The organism is Hyalangium sp. (assembly GCF_045802625.1).
Taxonomy (GTDB): Bacteria; Myxococcota; Myxococcia; order Myxococcales; family Myxococcaceae; genus Hyalangium.
Map to the genome: position 1 here is coordinate 21,632 of NZ_JBJMQP010000235.1, position 18,012 is coordinate 39,643.

At 68.3% G+C, this 18,012-nt stretch carries 13 protein-coding genes; 5 read left to right on the forward strand and 8 right to left on the reverse strand.

Going from position 1 to position 18,012, the window contains the following annotated elements; translation table 11 throughout:
• Positions 1 to 21 precede the first annotated feature (21 nt).
• From ACJ8AT_RS36860 to ACJ8AT_RS36870, 3 genes are all read right to left on the reverse strand, one after another.
• Positions 22 to 867, reverse strand: a complete 846-nt coding sequence (locus ACJ8AT_RS36860; RefSeq protein ID WP_407742660.1) for an aldose epimerase — start codon at positions 865 to 867, stop codon at positions 22 to 24.
• Between the two features lie 9 nt (positions 868 to 876).
• Positions 877 to 2,514, reverse strand: a complete 1,638-nt coding sequence (pruA, locus tag ACJ8AT_RS36865; protein ID WP_407742661.1) for an L-glutamate gamma-semialdehyde dehydrogenase — start codon at positions 2,512 to 2,514, stop codon at positions 877 to 879.
• 116 nt (positions 2,515 to 2,630) lie between these two features.
• A complete protein-coding gene (locus tag ACJ8AT_RS36870) occupies positions 2,631 to 3,035 on the reverse strand; it encodes a PleD family two-component system response regulator (RefSeq protein WP_407742662.1) in 405 nt (134 codons plus the stop codon).
• Positions 3,036 to 3,483: 448 nt separating this feature from the next.
• Here ACJ8AT_RS36870 and ACJ8AT_RS36875 point away from each other — a divergent pair, with 448 nt between their 5' ends.
• Positions 3,484 to 4,062, forward strand: a complete 579-nt coding sequence (locus ACJ8AT_RS36875) for a hypothetical protein (protein ID WP_407742663.1) — start codon at positions 3,484 to 3,486, stop codon at positions 4,060 to 4,062.
• Positions 4,063 to 4,175: 113 nt separating this feature from the next.
• On the opposite strand, the gene ACJ8AT_RS36880 is transcribed toward ACJ8AT_RS36875, so the two are convergent.
• From ACJ8AT_RS36880 to ACJ8AT_RS36890, 3 genes are all read right to left on the reverse strand, one after another.
• The gene (locus tag ACJ8AT_RS36880) at positions 4,176 to 4,739 is read right to left on the reverse strand and encodes an imm11 family protein (RefSeq protein ID WP_407742664.1); all 564 of its coding nucleotides are present in this window, start codon (positions 4,737 to 4,739) and stop codon (positions 4,176 to 4,178) included.
• A 21-nt stretch (positions 4,740 to 4,760) separates the two neighbouring features.
• Positions 4,761 to 6,104: an AHH domain-containing protein gene (locus ACJ8AT_RS36885; protein ID WP_407742665.1), complete on the reverse strand. Its 1,344-nt coding sequence runs from the start codon at positions 6,102 to 6,104 to the stop codon at positions 4,761 to 4,763.
• Positions 6,105 to 6,478: 374 nt separating this feature from the next.
• Positions 6,479 to 6,985: an FHA domain-containing protein gene (locus ACJ8AT_RS36890; protein WP_407742666.1), complete on the reverse strand. Its 507-nt coding sequence runs from the start codon at positions 6,983 to 6,985 to the stop codon at positions 6,479 to 6,481.
• A gap of 115 nt (positions 6,986 to 7,100) precedes the next feature.
• Between ACJ8AT_RS36890 and ACJ8AT_RS36895 the strand changes: the two genes are divergently transcribed.
• Positions 7,101 to 9,554 carry a ribonuclease H-like domain-containing protein gene (locus ACJ8AT_RS36895; protein WP_407742667.1) on the forward strand — a complete coding sequence of 818 codons (2,454 nt, stop codon included), beginning with the start codon at positions 7,101 to 7,103 and terminating at the stop codon, positions 9,552 to 9,554.
• A 10-nt stretch (positions 9,555 to 9,564) separates the two neighbouring features.
• Here the strand turns inward: ACJ8AT_RS36895 and ACJ8AT_RS36900 are convergent, their stop codons facing one another.
• Together ACJ8AT_RS36900 and ACJ8AT_RS36905 are read right to left on the reverse strand one after the other, a co-directional pair.
• Positions 9,565 to 10,602, reverse strand: a complete 1,038-nt coding sequence (locus tag ACJ8AT_RS36900) for a pirin family protein (protein WP_407742668.1) — start codon at positions 10,600 to 10,602, stop codon at positions 9,565 to 9,567.
• 219 nt (positions 10,603 to 10,821) lie between these two features.
• Positions 10,822 to 11,703 (reverse strand): zinc metalloprotease, encoded by an 882-nt coding sequence (locus tag ACJ8AT_RS36905; RefSeq protein ID WP_407742669.1) that lies wholly within the window; start codon positions 11,701 to 11,703, stop codon positions 10,822 to 10,824.
• Between the two features lie 128 nt (positions 11,704 to 11,831).
• Between ACJ8AT_RS36905 and ACJ8AT_RS36910 the strand changes: the two genes are divergently transcribed.
• The 3 genes from ACJ8AT_RS36910 to ACJ8AT_RS36920 all read left to right on the forward strand — a co-directional run.
• Positions 11,832 to 13,748 carry a ribonuclease R family protein gene (locus ACJ8AT_RS36910; protein ID WP_407742670.1) on the forward strand — a complete coding sequence of 639 codons (1,917 nt, stop codon included), beginning with the start codon at positions 11,832 to 11,834 and terminating at the stop codon, positions 13,746 to 13,748.
• 158 nt (positions 13,749 to 13,906) lie between these two features.
• Positions 13,907 to 15,571, forward strand: a complete 1,665-nt coding sequence (locus ACJ8AT_RS36915; RefSeq protein WP_407742671.1) for a hypothetical protein — start codon at positions 13,907 to 13,909, stop codon at positions 15,569 to 15,571.
• Positions 15,572 to 15,800: 229 nt separating this feature from the next.
• The coding region (locus ACJ8AT_RS36920) for a serine/threonine-protein kinase (RefSeq protein WP_407742672.1) at positions 15,801 to 18,012 on the forward strand (2,212 nt) is incomplete at its 3' end.

Genomic DNA, 18,012 nt, shown 5'->3' on the forward strand with positions numbered 1-18,012 from the left:
CAGTCTGACTGTCAGACAGGTTCAGCCTTCGATCTCGAACACGAGGGAGAAGCGCTCCCCGGGAGCCACGGCAATCAGTCCCTGGCCCGTGGCGAGCGCTCCAGCCGAAGCCGTCCACGGCTCCACGCAGACGAAGTCCTTGCCCTGTAGCGTCCAGACGACGAGCCGCTGGAACTCCATGCTCCACGAGAGGTGCACGGGCCTGCGTCCCGGTCCTCGGTGGAGCACGGTGCCCGCCTCCGCGTGGTCGAGCAGGTGCAGATCCACCTCGTCAGCGGTGAGATCCAGCCCGGTGAAGGGGAGCACCTTGCCCTGGCGGTTGTCCCAGGCGCGCGTGGCGTCCGTCGCGACGCTGGCGGCGGCCTTCGAGGTCTGCGGGACGTAGAAGTAGGGATGAAAGCCCAGGTGCACCGGCAGGGGGCGGGTGTCTTGGTTCTCCACGTCGAAGTCGAGCGTGAGCTGCGAGCCCTCCAGCGAGAACGTGAGCTGGGCATCGAAGCGCCAGGGGAACTGCCGCAGCGTCTCCTCCGAGGAGGCCAGCCCCACCACGAGCAGATCCTCCTCGGCCTGGCGCACCTTCCATGGCAGCCGCCGGGCGAAGCCGTGTTGCGGCATCGAGTACGACTGCTTGCCCACGGGATAGGTGTCCCCGGGGAGCTTGCCGGCGGTGGGGAAGAGGACCGGGATGCCTCCGCGCACGTTCTTGGAGAGATCCACCACGGTGCTCTCATCGAGGTAGAGCAGCTCGTCTCCCTCCACGCTCATGTGCGTGACGAGGGCGCCACGGCTGGGGATGATCTCCACGCGAGCTCCCCCGCTTACGAGCGCATACGTCTCCAGCCCTCCGAGCCCTTGGAACGACGGCATGGCGCCCGCTCAGCCCTGCATGAACGGATAGGGCACGCGGGTGGGCGGAGCGAAGTTCTCCTTGATGGTGCGCGGAGACGTCCACCGCACCAGGTTGAGCATCGAGCCCGCCTTGTCGTTGGTGCCAGACGCCCTCGAGCCGCCGAACGGCTGCTGCCCCACCACCGCGCCCGTCGGCTTGTCGTTGATGTAGAAGTTGCCCGCCGCGTGGCGCAGCGTGTCCATCACCTGGGAGATCGCCTTGCGATCCCTGGCGAACACCGCCCCCGTCAGCGCGTAGGTGGCCGCCTGATCGCACTCGCGCAGCGTCTCCTCGAAGCGCGCGTCCGGGTACACGTGCACGCCCACCAGCGGCGCGAAGATCTCCTCCTGCATGATCCGGTGCCGCGGGTTCGTCAGCTGCACCAGCGTCGGCTTCACGAACCAGCCCTCGCTCCGGTCCGTGTCTCCTCCCGCCACGAAGTTCGCCTCCGCGCCGCTCTGCTTCGCCAGCTCGATGTACGAGGACACCTTCTTGAAGGAGCGCTCGTCGATCACCGCGCCCATGAAGTTGCGGAAGTCCGTCACATCGCCCATGCGCAGCTCCGCGATGAACTCCTGCAGGCGCGGCTTGAGCTTGGGCCACAGGGACTCGGGTACGTACACCCGCGAGGCCGCCGAGCACTTCTGCCCCTGGTACTCGTACCCGCCGCGCACAATGGCCGTGGCCAGCGCGTCAATGTCCTCCGCCGCCGACGCGTGCGCGAAGATGAAGTCCTTGCCGCCCGTCTCCCCCACCAGCCGCGGGTATTGCCGGTAGCGCTGGATGTTCTCCCCCACCGTGTGCCACATGCTCTGGAACGTGGGCGTCGAGCCCGTGAAGTGCACTCCGCCCAGGTGCGGGCTCGTCAGCGCCGCCTTGCCCAGCGTGGGCCCATCCCCCGGCAGGAAGTTGATGACGCCGTCCGGCAGCCCCGCTTCGCGCAGCAGCTCCATCACATACCAGGAGCTGAGCATCGCGGTGGGCGCCGGCTTGAACAGCACCACGTTGCCCATGATGGCCGGCGCGGTGCACAGGTTGAGCGAGATGGACGTGAAGTTGAACGGCGCCACCGCGAACACGAACCCGTCCAGCGGCCGGTAGTCCAACTGGTTCCACGTCTGCGGCGCGCTCAGCGGCTGCTCGGCCAGCAGCCGCTCGGCGAAGTGCACGTTGAAGCGCAAAAAGTCGATGGCCTCGCACGCCGCGTCGATCTCCGCCTGGTGCGCCGTCTTCGACTGCCCCAGCATGGTGGACGCGTTGAGCAGCGGCCGGTAGCGCGTGGCCAGCAGCTCCGCGGCCCGCAGGAAGATGGCGGCGCGGTCCGTGAACGCCATCCGGCTCCACTCCTCCTTCACCGTGAGCGCGTTCTGGATGGCCTGCTCCACGTGGCTGGCGTCCGCCTCGTGCACCGTGGCCAGCACGTGCGAGTGCTTATGCGGCATCCGCACCTCGTCCTTCTTGCCGGTGCGGAGCTGCTTGCCGCCGATGACGACGGGGATGTCGATGCGCTCGGAGGCCATGCGCTGCAGCGCGGCCTGCAGCGTGGCGCGCTCGGGGGAGCTGGCGGTGTAGGAGAGGACAGGCTCGTTCTGCGGCGGGGGAACGCGGGCGATGGCGTTGATCACGCGGGACCTCGGGTTCGAGAGACGAAAGGGCGCGGAGCATAGCCCTTTGTCCCCGAGGTGGGAGCGGCAAAGCCCGGCGCCTTTGCCCTGCGTAACAGCCGCGATGACCGGGCGCGTCAGCCCTGGCGGGCGAGCTGAGGCCGGGGCGGCTCCACGAGGGGGCCTCGGCCCAGCAGCGCATGGAGCTGGGCGATGAGCTCGGGTGGCTTCACGGGCTTCTGCAGGTAGATGTCTGGCTGGGAGAGCGCCGGCTCCTGCATCCGCGGCGGGTAGCCGCTCAGGAAGGCGATCCGGAGGTGCTGGAGCCGGGGCTCCGAGCGCACCCGGCGGCACAGCTCGTAGCCGTCAATCCCGTCCATGTTCACGTCCGAGAGCAGCAGATCCGGGGGGCGCTCCAGCATCATCTCGAACCCGAGCTCGCCGCTGGGGGCCACATCGCAGTCGAAGTCATCGGCCAGCAACAGGCGCAAGGTCTCCCGCATCGTTCGCGTGTTCTCCACGATGAGCACCTGAGGCTTCACGGCGATGTCTCTCCCGGAGGTGTGGACTGGAAGACAAAATCACTCCGCGCCCCGGAAGGGAAGGATCGGGTCGGCTGGGACCCAGGCATTCCATGTAGGTCTGGGAGGGAGCACCAGCGGCAGGGCGAACCCGTCCGCCTTCTCAAGGCGGGCCAGTGGAGCGCACGCAACACACGGACGGGAACTGCTAGGGTGCCTACCTTGGAGGTCACGCACGCTTGTTCTCACCCACGACGCTGGTCGTGGTGCTGCCGGTGCGGCTGCATGGCTGAAGCGAGAGCCCCCCGCCCCCTCGTTACCCTCCACGCCGAGAGAGGCTACCACCCCAGCCGTCCCGCCCTCTGGCGCTCCGCTTCCCTCTGTGAAGTCCGCGCCCGTGCCAGCACCCGTGCCCGTGCAGGACTCAGCCCTCGCCATTTCTGCCACCGCACCCAAGGAAGGATCTCCCGTGAAGCCCAAGCCGCCCGATGCTCTCAAGTCCCCTCATGCCGCACGCGCGCCGAAAGCAGCCCCCGCCCCGACTGATCCCAGCTTCCCGGCTTGGTGCAGGGCACTGCCGCTCGCGGTCGCCATGGCTACCCATGGGTGCGCATCCATAGTCACCAAGGCAGAGCCTTTCGAGTGTTCGTCCGGCGCAGTCGAATCCATGGAAAGGCTGGGCTGGGAAATTGGCCAGAAGTTCGATTTCCAACTCGACGAACGATGCCCGAAATATGCCCCGTGCGTGTTCAAGCTAGGCGGCCCGGTTACAGGCTGGGTGCCCGACGACTACAACCAGCCTAAAGCCCCTCCTGGCACGCTGTTCTACGGGCGGATCTACGTCACCGAGGAGAAGAACGGTGCTCCGATTAGTCTCCAAGCCATCTACGACCACGTAGAGCTACCGGGCAAAGGAAAGGTTCCGGTATGCATCGTCTCGGGGCCAATGAGGGTTTCGGTATTCAAGGACGGCACCGCAAGGACCGGAAACTGGAGCAACGGATACACCGTGACAAGCTGGGGGCCCGGGGAGGGCGGAGCCTATTAGGGGCAGCCGTCGTTACGGCGCCCCGGCTCGGGCCGTGGAGCCCGCGTCCAGGTGCCCAGCTCGGGCCGGTGGCGCGCATCGAGGCGCTCCAGTCGGCTCCGGAGGACATGGCGTCAGACGTCCTCGAACCGCGTGCCGGTGGCGCCTATCTTCTCCAAGCCGTCCTTGATGACTTCGGAGACAATCAGGGGGCCTTCCCACCCCTCGCAACGAAACACCTGGGCGCTTCCCACTGCGGACTTGTTGATGCGCATGTCCCGCACGGACATGTACTGTCCAACCATGTCGGGTACCCCATTCTCATGGGTCCAGAGACGGATCCGGGAGGCCTGTTCGTCGATACAGCGAATGAGGCGTGTGGCCACCAGGATGAGGTACTGATCCGGGTGACCTTCCACATCCACGGGGAGCAGTTGCACGTCGGTCGGGGCCAACTCCGCGAACAGGGAGGCGACCCGGACATGGACGACCGGGATGTTCACGTTCGCTTCCGTGAAGTCCAGCGGCTTGCCAGCAATCTCCACGGGAATTCTCAAGCGCTCCGGAACATGGACTGGGATCCCAAGCGCGAACTGCCCCCAATCCACCTCCTGCCCGTGGCGGTCCTTCGGGGTGTCGAGGTGCCAGCGGTTCGGGACATTCACATCGTCGGCGAGTTCGAAATAGCGCTGGGACATGAGTTCCAATTAGCGCGGAATCTACTGGGTGACGAGTTGGTTCAGCTCGGTTCCCGGGGTGGCAATATCCTGGGCGAGTGTCCTGAGGGCCTCCGTTAGCTTTACCCGGCACTCCACGACGCTGCGGCAGGTCTGGGTTGCACGGTACAGATCTCTGTAGATGATCCGGTGGTACCGCTCGGGGTGAGGCCCGTAGTGCCCTTCCAGAGGCATCTTGTTGGCGGGGTCCTCCAGCGACATCCCCGCCCTGGCGAAGATCTTCCGGAACCTGGGCGTCCACGGTCCTCCGCGCGAGGCGTCCTTGTCGTTACAGACGGTGGCGATGTGGTGCTTCTCAACGCAGGGGCCCTTGCCGCCACCGGTGCCCCGTGCCGCCATGGCCACCGCGTTGGCGGCCAGCGTGACGGTGACACCATCATTCGCCAGCGAGATCTCCTCCACCGTTCCCAGGGCCGGCAGAGAGAGTCCCACCTGCTCCTCAGCCTGCGCAGCCACTTCAGCCGAGCCCGGCAGCGTCTGCACCGTCGCCGCGAACCCCCGCGCCGTCTGCCCGATAGCGGCCAGCAGCAGCATGGCCACCGCCTTGGCGGACTCTTGCCCCAGAATCCTCCCGAAGCGCTCGCCCGCCTCGCGGATCTGGTCGAAGGTGGTGGCCCCCTTCACCGCCTCCATCAGCTCAAACCAGACGGCCACCAGATCATGCAGCGTGGCGTAGCCTACGTAGAGAATGACCCCCACCCCCAGCGCCGCCACCAGCGCCGGCGCCACCGGATTGAGCACCAGCATCAAGAGCATGGCGCCCAACGTCCACAGGGCCGAGTTGATCAGCGCCTGGACGTTCACCATCTCTCCCAGCGCCTTCTTCATCTCCTCCAGCACCGGGCTCTTGCTCAGGGCCATGGCCCACATGTAGCGGCCCTGCATGTCCAGGTAGCGCCCTGCCACCAGCGCGCCTCCGAGACAATCCCCGGAGGTGCCTTGCGCTCGCTGGCACCAGAGCCGGTAGCGCTCGGCCAACTCCACGTCGGCCTGGGTCAACGTGCCGTCCCAGTCGCCCGGCCCGGTGGGCACCAGCTTCTTGTCCCTCAGCAGGTACAGGTAGTTGCCGCTCATCGGGTCTATCTGAAACGTCCGCTCGGCCGTCTGGCGTGGGGTGCCCGTGAGCCGGACCTGACGCGCCAGCTTCCTCATGGCCTGCTGGTACTCTTCTTCCTCCAGCTCGACGGGCTGCGCCTCAACGGTACGGGGAATCTGGATGACCCCCTTGCCCCGCTCTATCTCCACGCGGACACGAGGGACTCCCGCACAGCTGACCATCACCGACAGCAGCAGCGGATTGAACCGCCACAGGATTCGCCACAGCATGGGTACTCCCTTCAAAGTGAGCAGGGGAACAGGCTAGAGGGCTGCTTCAGGGAGGAGGAGGAGTGGCACGTCACCAGCGCGCCGGGCAGCTCCGCGTAGACCGCTCCCGCTTGGCTAGCCGGGACCGGCAAGGCACCCACGGGCCCAGGCGTGGTGGACACCGTCTCACCGCTGAGACGTAGGCTCCCGCGAGGTGCTGGCGCACGCCTCTGAAAATTCAAAGGGTTGCACAGCAGAGGGGCACGGCGGTGCTCGACTTCCGAGGCTTCCCGCTGGAGAAGCTGGCCAAGCTGGTGGAGGCGCTGACGGCGGATGAGCCCCTGACGCTCACGGCGCGGTAGTAGGCCCCGACGGCGTAAGCCCCTTCCCCGGAATCAGGCCCGAGGGTTGCGCAGCCGCGCGTAGAGCGTGTCCGCCAGCAGGTACCAGAACTGCACGTGGCCCACGCTCAGAATGTCTCCATCCTTCAGCGTCACCTCGCGGTTCATGATGATCGTCCCGTTGAGGAACGTGCCGTTGCGCGAGCCGAGATCCTTCACCGTGCAGCGCTTCTCGGCCTCGTTCCAGCGCAGCACCGCGTGCTGCTTGGACACCGAGCCCTCCTCGAGCACCACATCGCAGTCCGGCAACCGCCCGAACATCAGCGAGTCCGTCTTGCCCAGCGGAGGCAGCGTCGCCACCATCAGCGCCTCGAACTCGAACAGCAGTGAGAGCATCCCCTGCTCGATGACTCCCTGATTGGCCGTGCGCGTGGGGTTCAGCACCTCGGACGAGTCCTCGCTTGGAGGGCGTTGCACGAGCGCGAACGGCCCCAGTTGCCGGCGGAACTTCTCGGCGGAGAGGGCGGTGCCGAGCGCTCGCAGTTCCTTGATGGAGATCATGGTGGCCCCATCCTACTCCCTCAGTGCGCGAGTTGGACCGTCGGCTTCGGGCGGATCGGGATCCAAGACGTACGGGAGTTCTTCCACCGATTCTGGTGATACTGACGCATCGACGATGAGCACCACGAGGGAGGACGAATGGCTCTGGGGCTGGGACCCTTCGCCGGGCATCGTCTCGGTCTGGGCGGAGCCCGATGGCCGTGCCTTCGTCTGGCGACGGATCCCCGAGACTCGCGCGCTCGTCCGGGACGACGTGCGCTTCCGCTCGTGGCTGCTCCTGGCCTCGCTCGATGACCTGACGCACCTGGGTGACAGGCTTCGCCCCGAGAGCGACGGGCCTGCACCGCGTCGAGTGAACTACCAGGAGCTCGAAGGGCCCGGCGCGCTCCGTTACCTGGTCCGCTCGGACGATGGCCGTGCGCTGAGCGCGGCCGTGCTCCAGGGAGCTTCGCGACGCCTTGGCCGCTCGTTCCGGAACCTGCGAGATCTGGGGGCGAACACCGTGCTCGCCCTGCCTCCGGAGGAGCAGTACCTCATCGCCTCCGGGCGCACCTATTTTCGCGAGCTCGGCTTCGATGATCTGCGCCGCATGCAGTTCGATCTCGAGACCACCGGACTCGATCCCGAGCGCGACCGGATCTTCCTCGTGGCGCTCCGTGATCCCAGCGGCCAGCCCGAGACCATCGAGGCTCACGGTGATGACGACGCCGCCGAGGCCGATCTGCTCCATCGGCTGGTCGCGCGGGTCCGTGACTTCGATCCGGATGTCATCGAGAACCACAACCTGCACGGCTTCGACCTGCCCTTCCTCGCCCGGCGTGCGCAGCTGCTGGACGTACCGCTCGCGCTGGGACGGGCTGGGCTGCCGGGCCTGCGCGTGCGCCCCGCCGCCCGAGGCATCGCGCTGGGACGAGGCACGACGGGACGCTCCGCCGACTCGGCGCGCTCCCGGTACACGGTGCCCGGACGCGAGCTGATCGACACCATGGACGCCGTGCTGCGCCACGACTTCGCGGCTCGCGATCTGCCGGGGCATGGGCTCAAGGCTGTCGCCCGGCACCTCGGCATCGCCGGCCCGGCGCGGGAACACATTCCGGGAGCCCGCGTGTATGAGGTGTTCCGTCGCGATCCCGAGCGCGTGCGGCGCTATGCCCGCGACGATGTCACGGAGGCCGCCGGCCTCGCGCGCATGCTCGGCGGAGCAGCCTTCGCGCTCGCTCGCATGGCCCCGCGCCGCTACGAGCGCCTCGCGGACGCGGGGCCTGCCACCGGCGTGCTGGATCCGCTCCTCGTGCGCGCCTACCTCCGAGCGGGGGCCGCCCTCCCCGCCCATGAAGCCGGAGACGGCACGCCCCACAGCGGCGCGGGGCTCTACCTGTTCGCCACCGGCGTGGCCCGGCACATCGTGAAAGCCGACGTCGCCAGCCTGTATCCCTCGCTGATGCGCGAGTACCGGATCGGGCCACAGCGGGATCGGCTCGGCGCGTTGCTCGCGCTGGTCGACCGGCTCGTGGAGCAGCGGCTGGCCGCCAAGGCGCGGGCGCGGGCCGCGGCGCCTGGCTCGCCGGAGCGGCACACCCACGAGGCGCTCTCCGCGGCGATGAAGATCGTCGTCAACTCGGCCTATGGCTACCTCGGCGCTGTCGGGCTCACGCGCTTCTCGGACGTCCACGCAGCCAACGAGGTGACCCGGCGCGGGCGCGAGGTGCTGGGCCTGCTCTGCCGCGAGCTGGCTCGGCGCGGCGTCACACTGCTGGAGGCCGACACGGACGGAGTGTACTTCGCCGTGCCAGACGGCTGGATTGAAGCTGACGAACGCCGGGTGGTCTCCGAGGTCGCGGCGCTGCTGCCGCCACGTGTCCACCTCGAGTTCGACGGGCGCTACGCCGCGATGCTCTCGCACGAGCCCAAGAACTACGCGCTGCAGCCCTACGAGGGAGCCCTGGTCCTGCGCGGCGTCGCGTTCCGCTCCAGCCGGGCGGAGCCCTTCGGCGAGGAGTTTCTACGCCGAGCGCTGCGCTGCCTCCTCGCGGGCGACATTCCGGGGGTGCGCGAGGCCTATGTCGCGACCGTGATGGCGCTGCGTCGGCGGACCCTCCCGACGCTCGATGTGACGGCGCGAGTCCGGCTGACCAAGGCCCCGGAGCAGTACCTCGCCATTCGCACGCGCAGGCGTGAGCTGCCCTACGAAGCCATGCTGGCGAGCGGGAGAACCCACTGGACTCCCGGTGAGTACATCCGGGTCTATCGAGCCGTGGGTGGCCGCGCGGGGCTGCTGCCGGACCCCGACACCGACGACCACGGCAGTGCCCCGAACAAGCCCCCGGATGGCGCCCCCGCCAGCCCAGCGAGCGATCCGCGGGACTACGACGCCGAGTTCTACACCCGGCTGCTCCGAGAGACGTTCGCGGCCCGGCTGGTCCGCGCGCTGACTCCCGAGGACTTCGCGACGGTGTTCGCCGATCCCGGACAGCCGTCCCTCTTTACTCCATCGCTGGCGCAGGCACGGCCCATCCTCACCGTGCTGCGCGATCCCCTGGATGGGAGCCTTCGGGACGAAGCCGAGTGAGGAGGTTGCCTCAGGTTGGCCGCTCGATGTGGCCGTCGGCGTGACGCGCGAAGCGCCCCTCCTCCCGCGGGTGGGCCGGCTCATCGCTCTGCCAGGGCCAACCGCCGAAGTGCGTGCGCTGATAGTCGAAGAACGCCTGCTGGATCTCCTCGCGCGAGTTCATCACGAACGGCCCGTACTGGACGACGGGCTCGTTGATGGGCCGCCCCTGTAGCAGCAGCAGCTCGGCCTCGTCGGGGCCCGCCTCCAGCGGCACCTCGAGCTCGGCCCGGAGATCGATCACATGATTGGAGGCAATGGTCCGCGCGCCCACGCGCAGCCCGGTCCCCGCGAAGAAGTACAACCACCGGTTGGACCCGCGAGCAGCCGGAGGCAGCGTCCACCTCGCGCCGGGAGCCATCTTGATCGTCCAGATCGCCACGTCGGCCTCGGCGCGCGAGGCCCACGACTTGGGCGGCGGAGGCGGCGCCTTCTGCTCGCCCAGCCGGCCCGCCACGATGGCGACCTCCGTGGTGCCGCCCTCCGCATCCCGCGCGACATGCCGGGGAATGGTGTTGTCCCAGAGCATGGTGAAGTGCGGCTCCACGAGCTTGTTCGCCTTCGGCAGGTTGAGCCAGATCTGGAACAGCTCGGTCGGGTTGGGCCCCTGGCGGTTGAGCAGTGGGAACACCTCCGAGTGGAGGATGCCCTTGCCCGTCGTGAGCCACTGGACGTCACCGCCGCCGTAGCGCGCCGCGGCGCCCATCGAGTCGGAGTGATCGATCAACCCACGGCGCACCACCGTCACGGTCTCGAAGCCGCGGTGCGGGTGCTGGGGGAAGCCGGGGATCTCCCGGCCGTGATACATGCGCCAGCCGTCCTTGCCCGCGAAGTCCTGCCCCATCTCGCGGCCCGCCAGCGAGGCCTCCGGCCCCAGGCGCTCGTTGCCCGCTGGGTAGCGATCATCATGGTGAACGCAGAAGAGGAACGGATCGGGCGTCTGCCAGGGGAACCCTAGCGGCTTGATGCTGACAATGGGGTCCACCTGCTCACTGGCCTGCTGACTCATATGCTGCACCTCACGCGCCATATGCCCGGCGCACTGGGCCTTTTCCTCCGATGCGGCCCACGCCAGATCGGTGCGCGCTCAGGGGGCGGCGGATGACGCCTGCTTGCCGCACGAGCATGGGCGCCCAGGCTCGGAGGCCTGTCCTGCGTGAGCCCGCAAATGAAAACGCCGAGGTGCGCGGAGCACCTCGGCGTTCCCGAGAGACGACTCAGCCGGGGCTTACTTGCCGGCGCGGTACGTCGTCCACATGGAGTCGGTCCGAGCGATCTGACCCGCGGTGAACGTGTTCATGCAGTTGTCGTCGGTGTAGTCCATGAAGTTGTAGATGGGGTCCGCACCCGGGTCACGCGTGCAGGTGTCGCGGCCCGCGGGGCAGCCGAAGGCAGACGACTTCTCCTGCGGCGTGTCATCGACGCCGTCGTTGTTCTTCACGCAGCCGCCCTGGAACGTGTGGTACAGGCCGAACCAGTGGCCGATCTCGTGGGTGGCCGTGTCACCCTCGTTGTACGGGGCCGCGGAGCCGCCCGGCAGCGACGAGAACAGGATCACCACGCCGTCCATCTTCGGGGACGAGGCGTACGAGGAGGGGAAGGTCGACCAGCCCAGCAGGCCGCCGCCCATGTTGTTGGAGTAGACGTTCAGGTCCTGCGCGGTGCCCTTGCGCAGCGCCGTCTTCATCTGCGTCTCGGCGGTGGTGCCGTCGGTCGTGGTGTACCAGGCGGCGTTGGTGGTGCGGTCAGTTCCGGCCAGGGTGAACCGGAACGGCGTGCTCGCGTAGGCCGCGTTCAGCACGCTGATCTGGCTGGCGATCTGAGAGTCGGGGATATCGCCGTTCGCGATGCCCGTGCCGTTGTTGATGACGTGCCAGTAGACGTTCACGGTGACCGAGCCGGTGGCCAGCATCTCGTGACGGGTCTGGCTCAGAGCGGCCTGAACGGCGTCCTGCTCCGCCTGGCTCAGGTCCTTGGTGGCGCATCCACGCCCGACCACCTGCTGCTGCTCTACAGGGGCCTGCGGGGCCTCCTTGCTCTCGGTGCAGCCAGTGAAGGCAAGCAGTGCGCCAACCACCAGACCGCTCTTCCAGTTGAAACCACGGGACATTCCCGACTCCTAGGAAAGTGGGGGACCAAAGGAATAACCCACTTTGACTGGATAGATCAATGCCTAAATCAGGTTATGTTGTAATTTTGTGTCTTACCTACTTATCTGGGTGGTAGGATTGAGTGAGCATGTCTCAGCCTTCCTCCCCCACAGGCTCTCCCGCCTCTACACGTCCTGTCATCGGACGGATTGATGTCCACCCCCGAGGGTTCGGCTTCCTCAGCGTGCAGCCGTCACCCTCCGGAGAGGTAATCTCCGCGTTCATCCCGCCGCCAGAGCTGGCGCCGTACCTGGCCGATGACGTCGTCTCAGCCACGGTGAGCCAGAGCGCCGATGGGCGATGGTCCGCGAGCGGGCTCTCGCTGGTCCAGCGCCCGCGAGAGCAGGTCTACGGCGAGGTGGTGCTGCGCAAGGGCGCCCCGCACCTGCGCATCGACAAGGAGGTGGCCAACACCGACTGGCCGCTGGATCCGAGCGGCGTCCCGGTACAGCCCGGCGACGCGGTGGTGGCCCGCGTGGCCGAGGGCAAGGGGGTGCTCCTCTACAAGCTGGAGCCCGGAGCGGACCGCTCCATCGAGCGCGTCATCGCTCGCCACGGCCTGCGCCGCGGCTTCGCGCCCGAGGTGCTCGAGGCGGCTCGGGCGGCGCGCGCCCGGCCTCACGAGCTGGGGGCGCGCAGGGATCTGCGCTCGCTGCCCACCGTCACGGTGGATGCGCCCTCCACACGTGACATCGACGACGCCATCTCCGTGCTGCCCGCGGGAACGGACGGGGCGCTGCGCCTGCTGGTGTCCATCGCGGACGTGGCGGAGTTCGTCTCCGAGGGCTCGGTGCTGGATCAAGCCGCGAGAGACAGTGCCACCAGCGTGTACCTAGCGGGCCACGTGCTGCCCATGCTCCCCGAGGAGCTGTCCGCTCACTGGCTGAGCCTGGTGCAAGGCGAGGAGCGGCTGTGCCTCACGGTGGAGCTGCGCATCGACGCGGAGGGGCGCGTCACCGCCGCGGACGTGTACGAGAGCATCATCCGCTCGTGGGCGCGGCTGAACTACGACGAGGTGGCGGACTTCCTGGACAAGGGCATCGTCTCCGAGCCCATGGCGCCGGTGCGCGAGGTGATGCCGTGGTTCCGCGCGGCCGCGGCGCGGCTGGCGGTGGCTCGGGCGGGGCGCGGCGGTATCGAGATGGCGCGCGAGGAGGCCCGCTTCACCTTCGACACCGAGACAGGCCAGGTCTCCGGGATCGAGAACGTGCGGCCCACGTCGGCGCACAAGATGATCGAGCGCTTCATGGTGGCCGCCAACGAGGCCATCGCGGAGTGGATGCTGACCCGAGGCCTGCCAGCCCTCTACCGCATCCAGGACGAGCCGGATCCGCTGCGGGTGGCGGATCTGGCGGCGTTCGCGCACCACTCGGGCTTCGCGGCGGGGTTTGGCGGCCGGCTGTCTCCGCTGGCGCTGGGCGCGTTCGATCGGCAGATCTCCGGCTGCACCGCGGAGCCGGCCTTGCGCTCGGTGCTGAGGCGCTCGCTGGGGCAGGCGCGGTACACGGTGGTGCCCTCGGGACACTTCGGCCTGGCGGCGCGGTGGTACCTGCACTTCACCTCCCCCATCCGGCGGTACGCGGATCTGGTGGTCCACCGCATCCTCAAGCTGTACCTGCGAGGCCGCCGCGACTTCACGCACCAGGATCCCGCCGTGGAGCAGATCGCCACCCACATCAACGCGCGGGCCCGTGCCGCCTCGCGCGCCGAGCAGGATCGCCACCGCGTGCTCGAGGCGCGGCTGATGGCCTCGCACGTGGGGAAGAGCTACCTGGGGCGGATCACCCGCGTGAAGCCTTTTGGCCTCGTCGTGCAGCTCGATGACATGCTGGTGGAGGGAGTGCTGCCGGTGGATGCGCTGCCAGGAGGCCGCTTCCAGCCGGACGCACGAGAGACATCACTGGTCGGACCGGGGCGGACCTTCACCATCGGCATGCCTGTCCAGGTGAAGGTGGTCTCCACCGACGAGCTGCTCGGCCGCATCGAGTTCTCGCTGGCCGGGTGAGCCGCCGAGCCCCCACCCTTCGCTTTTCCTCCGCCGCACCTCATGGCATGGTCGCCCCACTCTTGGAGCGCCGTGCGAGAGGTTTCGCTCGAGCAGCCGGAACCGGCACGGCCAGGGGGGAGATCGACATGCGCATCAGAGGGCTTGGGCTCGCGACAATGGCTGCGGTTCTCACCGCGTGCGGTGGGGGTGAGCAGAAGCCGCCAGAGCAGCCGACGTTCCATGTGGGAGGCTCGATCGCGGGTCTCTCCGGCAACCTCACGCTTCAGCTCAATGGCGCCGAGAGCCTGACCCGCAGCACGAATGGGCCGTTCTCCTTCGAGGCTCCCGTCGAGGATCAGAGCAGCTACCAGGTGACGATCACCACCCCTCCTCCGGAGCAGGACTGCACCCTGCAGGGCGCCACGGGCAAGGTGTCAGGCTCGGACGTGAGCTCGGTCCAGGTCACCTGCGCGCAGCGGACCTATTCGCTCGGGGGGACGGTGACGGGGCTGAACGGCACCCTCCAGCTCCGCATCGAGGGCGGAGAGACGCTCTCCGTCAGCGCGAACGGCCCGTTCACATTCCAGACGAAGCTGCCCAAGGGCGGCTCCTATTCTGTCACCGTGGCAACCCAGCCCCGAGGCCACCGCTGCGCCATCACGAGCGGAAGCGGCACTGTCGCTGGCAACGTCACCAGCATCACCGCCACGTGCACTCCCTGGTTCGATCTCACCTCGTTCCAGGCAGCCACCGTCGTCATCGGCCAGAGCGCCTTCACCGGCAGCGTCGCCAATCAGGGAGGCCCAGTCGGCCCCGCCTCCGTGGACAGCCCCTGGGGCAACCCGGTGCTCGCGGGCGGCAAGCTCTACTTCTCGGACCTGGGCTCCAACCGCATCCTCGGATTCAACGGCGTGCCTGCACAGAACGGCGCGAGCGCGAACTTCGTCCTCGGCCAACCCGACTTCACGAGCGCCACGGCCCGCAGCGGCCGCTCGGGCGTCTCCAGCCCCGAGGGCCTCTCCAGCGATGGGACCCGGCTGGCCATCGCGGACAAGGCCAACAGCCGCGTCCTCCTCTTCAACACGCTCCCTTCAAGCACCGCGGCCGAACCGGACCTCGTGATTGGACAGCCCGACTTCACCACGAACACCCCGAAGTGCGGAGCCACCTTCCTCAGCATTCCGGAGGATGTGTCCCTCAGCCATGGCAAGCTGGTCGTCGCCGACAGCGCGAACAGCCGCGTCCTCATCTGGAACACCCTCCCCACCACCAGCGGAGTGGCCGCGGATCTCGTCCTGGGCCAGAGCTCGTTCACCACCTGCACCGGGAACGACGCGAACGGTGACGGCACGAGGGATGCCACCCCTACCGCCTCCACCCTCTTCAACCCCGCCGGGGTGTGGACGGATGGGACCCACCTCCTGGTGGCTGACACCGACAACAACCGCGTGCTGCTCTGGAACCAGTTCCCCACCACCAACGCCCAGCCCGCGGACGTGGTCCTCGGCCAGCCGGACTTCACCTCCCGCGCCGCGGCCACCACCGCCACAGGCATGAACTCGCCCTACAACGTCAACTCCACCGGCCAGCAGATCTTCGTGTCCGAGTATCAGAACTCCCGCGTCACGGTGTGGAACCAGTTCCCCACCACCAACGGGGCCGCCGCGGATGGGGTGCTGGGACAGCCGGACTTCACCTCCAAGAACCGCGGGGACCCTTCCACCGGGACAACCCCGAGCGCCCGCAGCCTCTACCAACCCAGCGGGCTCCTGCTTGCCGCGCCTCAAGTGCTCGTCACGGACTACGGCAACAACCGCATCCTCGTCTTCGAGAGCCGCTGAGGCTGGGAGCAGGCCCGGCGAGCAGCCTGCCCCGAAAACTTCCCTTCCGCCTACTTGTGGAACTGACCACTACTGCACGAAAATGCTCGGCCTGTAGGTCAGGTGGCGCCTGCCTCTCGCCGGGCTGTCAGCAGAGGACGGTGGACATCCCAAAGCCAGCCGGGGGGATGGACATGCGGCCGGGATCTCCGCTCGGCGCGTCACCGTCTCCCAAGGGAAAGCACCCACGATGAACAAGAGCGAAGCCGGAGCCAGGAGCGGGGTTCCCCAGGCGAGCCCGGGCGCGGCCCGAAACGTGGTCCCCGAGCCGGACGAGCGGACCCAGGCCGCCGATGTGGACGCCCTCTTCGCGCCCAACACCGCCAACCCCTCACAGCGGCTCCAGGCCGAGCACTCCCGCCCGCCCACGGGTGACGGCCACCCCTCGAACCCCACCCACGAGGACACTCAGCACTCGGGGCCGGGCAGCGTGCCCGCCGCGGGGACGCGCATCCACCACTACGAGCTGATCCGCCAGCTCGGCAGCGGCGGCATGGGCACCGTCTTCCTCGCCCGCGACACCCGGCTGGGCCGGCGCGTGGCCATCAAGTTCCTGCACTCGGACAACCCCGAGGTCACCAAGCGCTTCATCCTCGAGGCCCGCGCCACCGCGCGCTGCAGCCACGAGAACATCGTCATCATCTACGAGGTGGGCGAGTTCCGCGGCACCCCCTTCATGGTGCTCGAGTACCTGCAGGGCCAGCCGCTCAACAAGGTCATCGCCGGCTCGCGCCTGCCTCCCGCACGTGCCGTGGAGATCATGGTCCCGGTGGTGCGAGCGCTCGCCGCCGCTCACGCGCAGGGCATCGTCCACCGCGATCTCAAGCCGGACAACATCATCGTCACCGAGTCCGGCGCCATCAAGGTGCTGGACTTCGGCATCGCCAAGGTGCTCCAGGATCCGGAGCACCCGCCCGAGCACGAGCAGGAGATCTCCGCGCACATGGCCGCGGCCGCGGCCGCTCAGCCCGCCACCGGTGCGGGGCTGAACCTGGACGAGGACATCTCCAACCTCACCCGGCGCGGCGCCATCATGGGCACGCTGCCATACATGTCCCCGGAGCAGTGGCGCGGCGGCAACAAGGTCGACCACCGCACCGACATCTGGGCGGTGGGCATCATGCTGTTCCGGATGATCGCCGGGAAGCACCCGCTGGATCCGCTGCGCGGCCCCCAGCTCTCGGTGACCGCCCACCTGGCCGAGCCCATGCCCCGCCTGCGCGACATGGTCTCCGATGTCGATCCGGCGCTGGCCCAGGTCATCGATCAGTGCCTGATCAAGCCCAAGGATCAGCGCATCCCGGATGCGGTGTCGCTGCTGCGCGCCCTGGAGCCCTTCCTCCCCGGCCGCTACACGCGCGAGCTGGCCATCGACGAGAGCCCCTATGCCGGCCTCTCCTCGTTCCAGGAGGCGGATGCGGATCGCTTCTTCGGGCGCACCCGCGAGATCGCCGCCCTGGTAAACCGCATCCACGATCAGCCGCTGGTGGCGGTGGTGGGCCCGTCGGGCGCCGGCAAGTCCTCGTTCGTGCGCGCCGGCCTGGTGCCGGTGCTCAAGCGCTCGGGCGAGGCGTGGGAGGCGCTCGTCATCCGTCCCGGCCGGAACCCGCTGGCCGCGCTGGCGAGCATCGTCGCTCCGCTGGTGAGCTCGTCCACCACCATCGAGGAGGACATCCAGGCGCAGCACCAGCTCGTGGAGCGCCTGCGCGCCGAGCCCGGCTATGTGGGCTCCGTGCTGCGCAGCCGCGCCCGCCGCGAGCGCCGGAAGATCCTCGTCTTCATCGATCAGTTCGAGGAGCTCTACACGCAGGTGCCGGATGCCAACGAGCGCCTGGCCTTCACCGCGTGCCTGTCCGGCATCGCCGATGACGCCACCGCGCCCATGCGCGTCGTGCTCTCCATCCGCTCGGACTTCCTGGACCGGGTGCCCGAGGACGAGCGCTTCATGTCCGAGCTCAACCAGGGCCTGTTCTTCCTCACCGCGCCCAGCCGCGACGGCCTGAGAGACGCGCTGGTGCAGCCCGCGGAGATGGCCGGCTACCGCTTCGAGATGCCCGCCATGGTGGACAGCATGCTCCAGCACCTGGAGTCCACCCAGGGCGCGCTGCCGCTGCTCCAGTTCGCCGCCACCCAGCTCTGGGAGCAGCGAGACACCGCGCACCGGCTGCTCACCTCGCAGAGCTACGAGGCCATGGGCGGCATCGCCGGCGCGCTGGCCAGCCACGCCGACAGCGTCCTGGCCGAGCTGCCCTTCCAGGCTCGTACGCTCGCGCGCTCCGTGTTCCTGCGGCTCGTGACTCCCGAGCGCACGCGCGCCATCGTCTCCATGGAGGAGCTGCGCGAGCTGACTCCGGAGGCCACGGAGATCCAGCGCCTCATTGATCACCTCGTCCAGGCGCGCC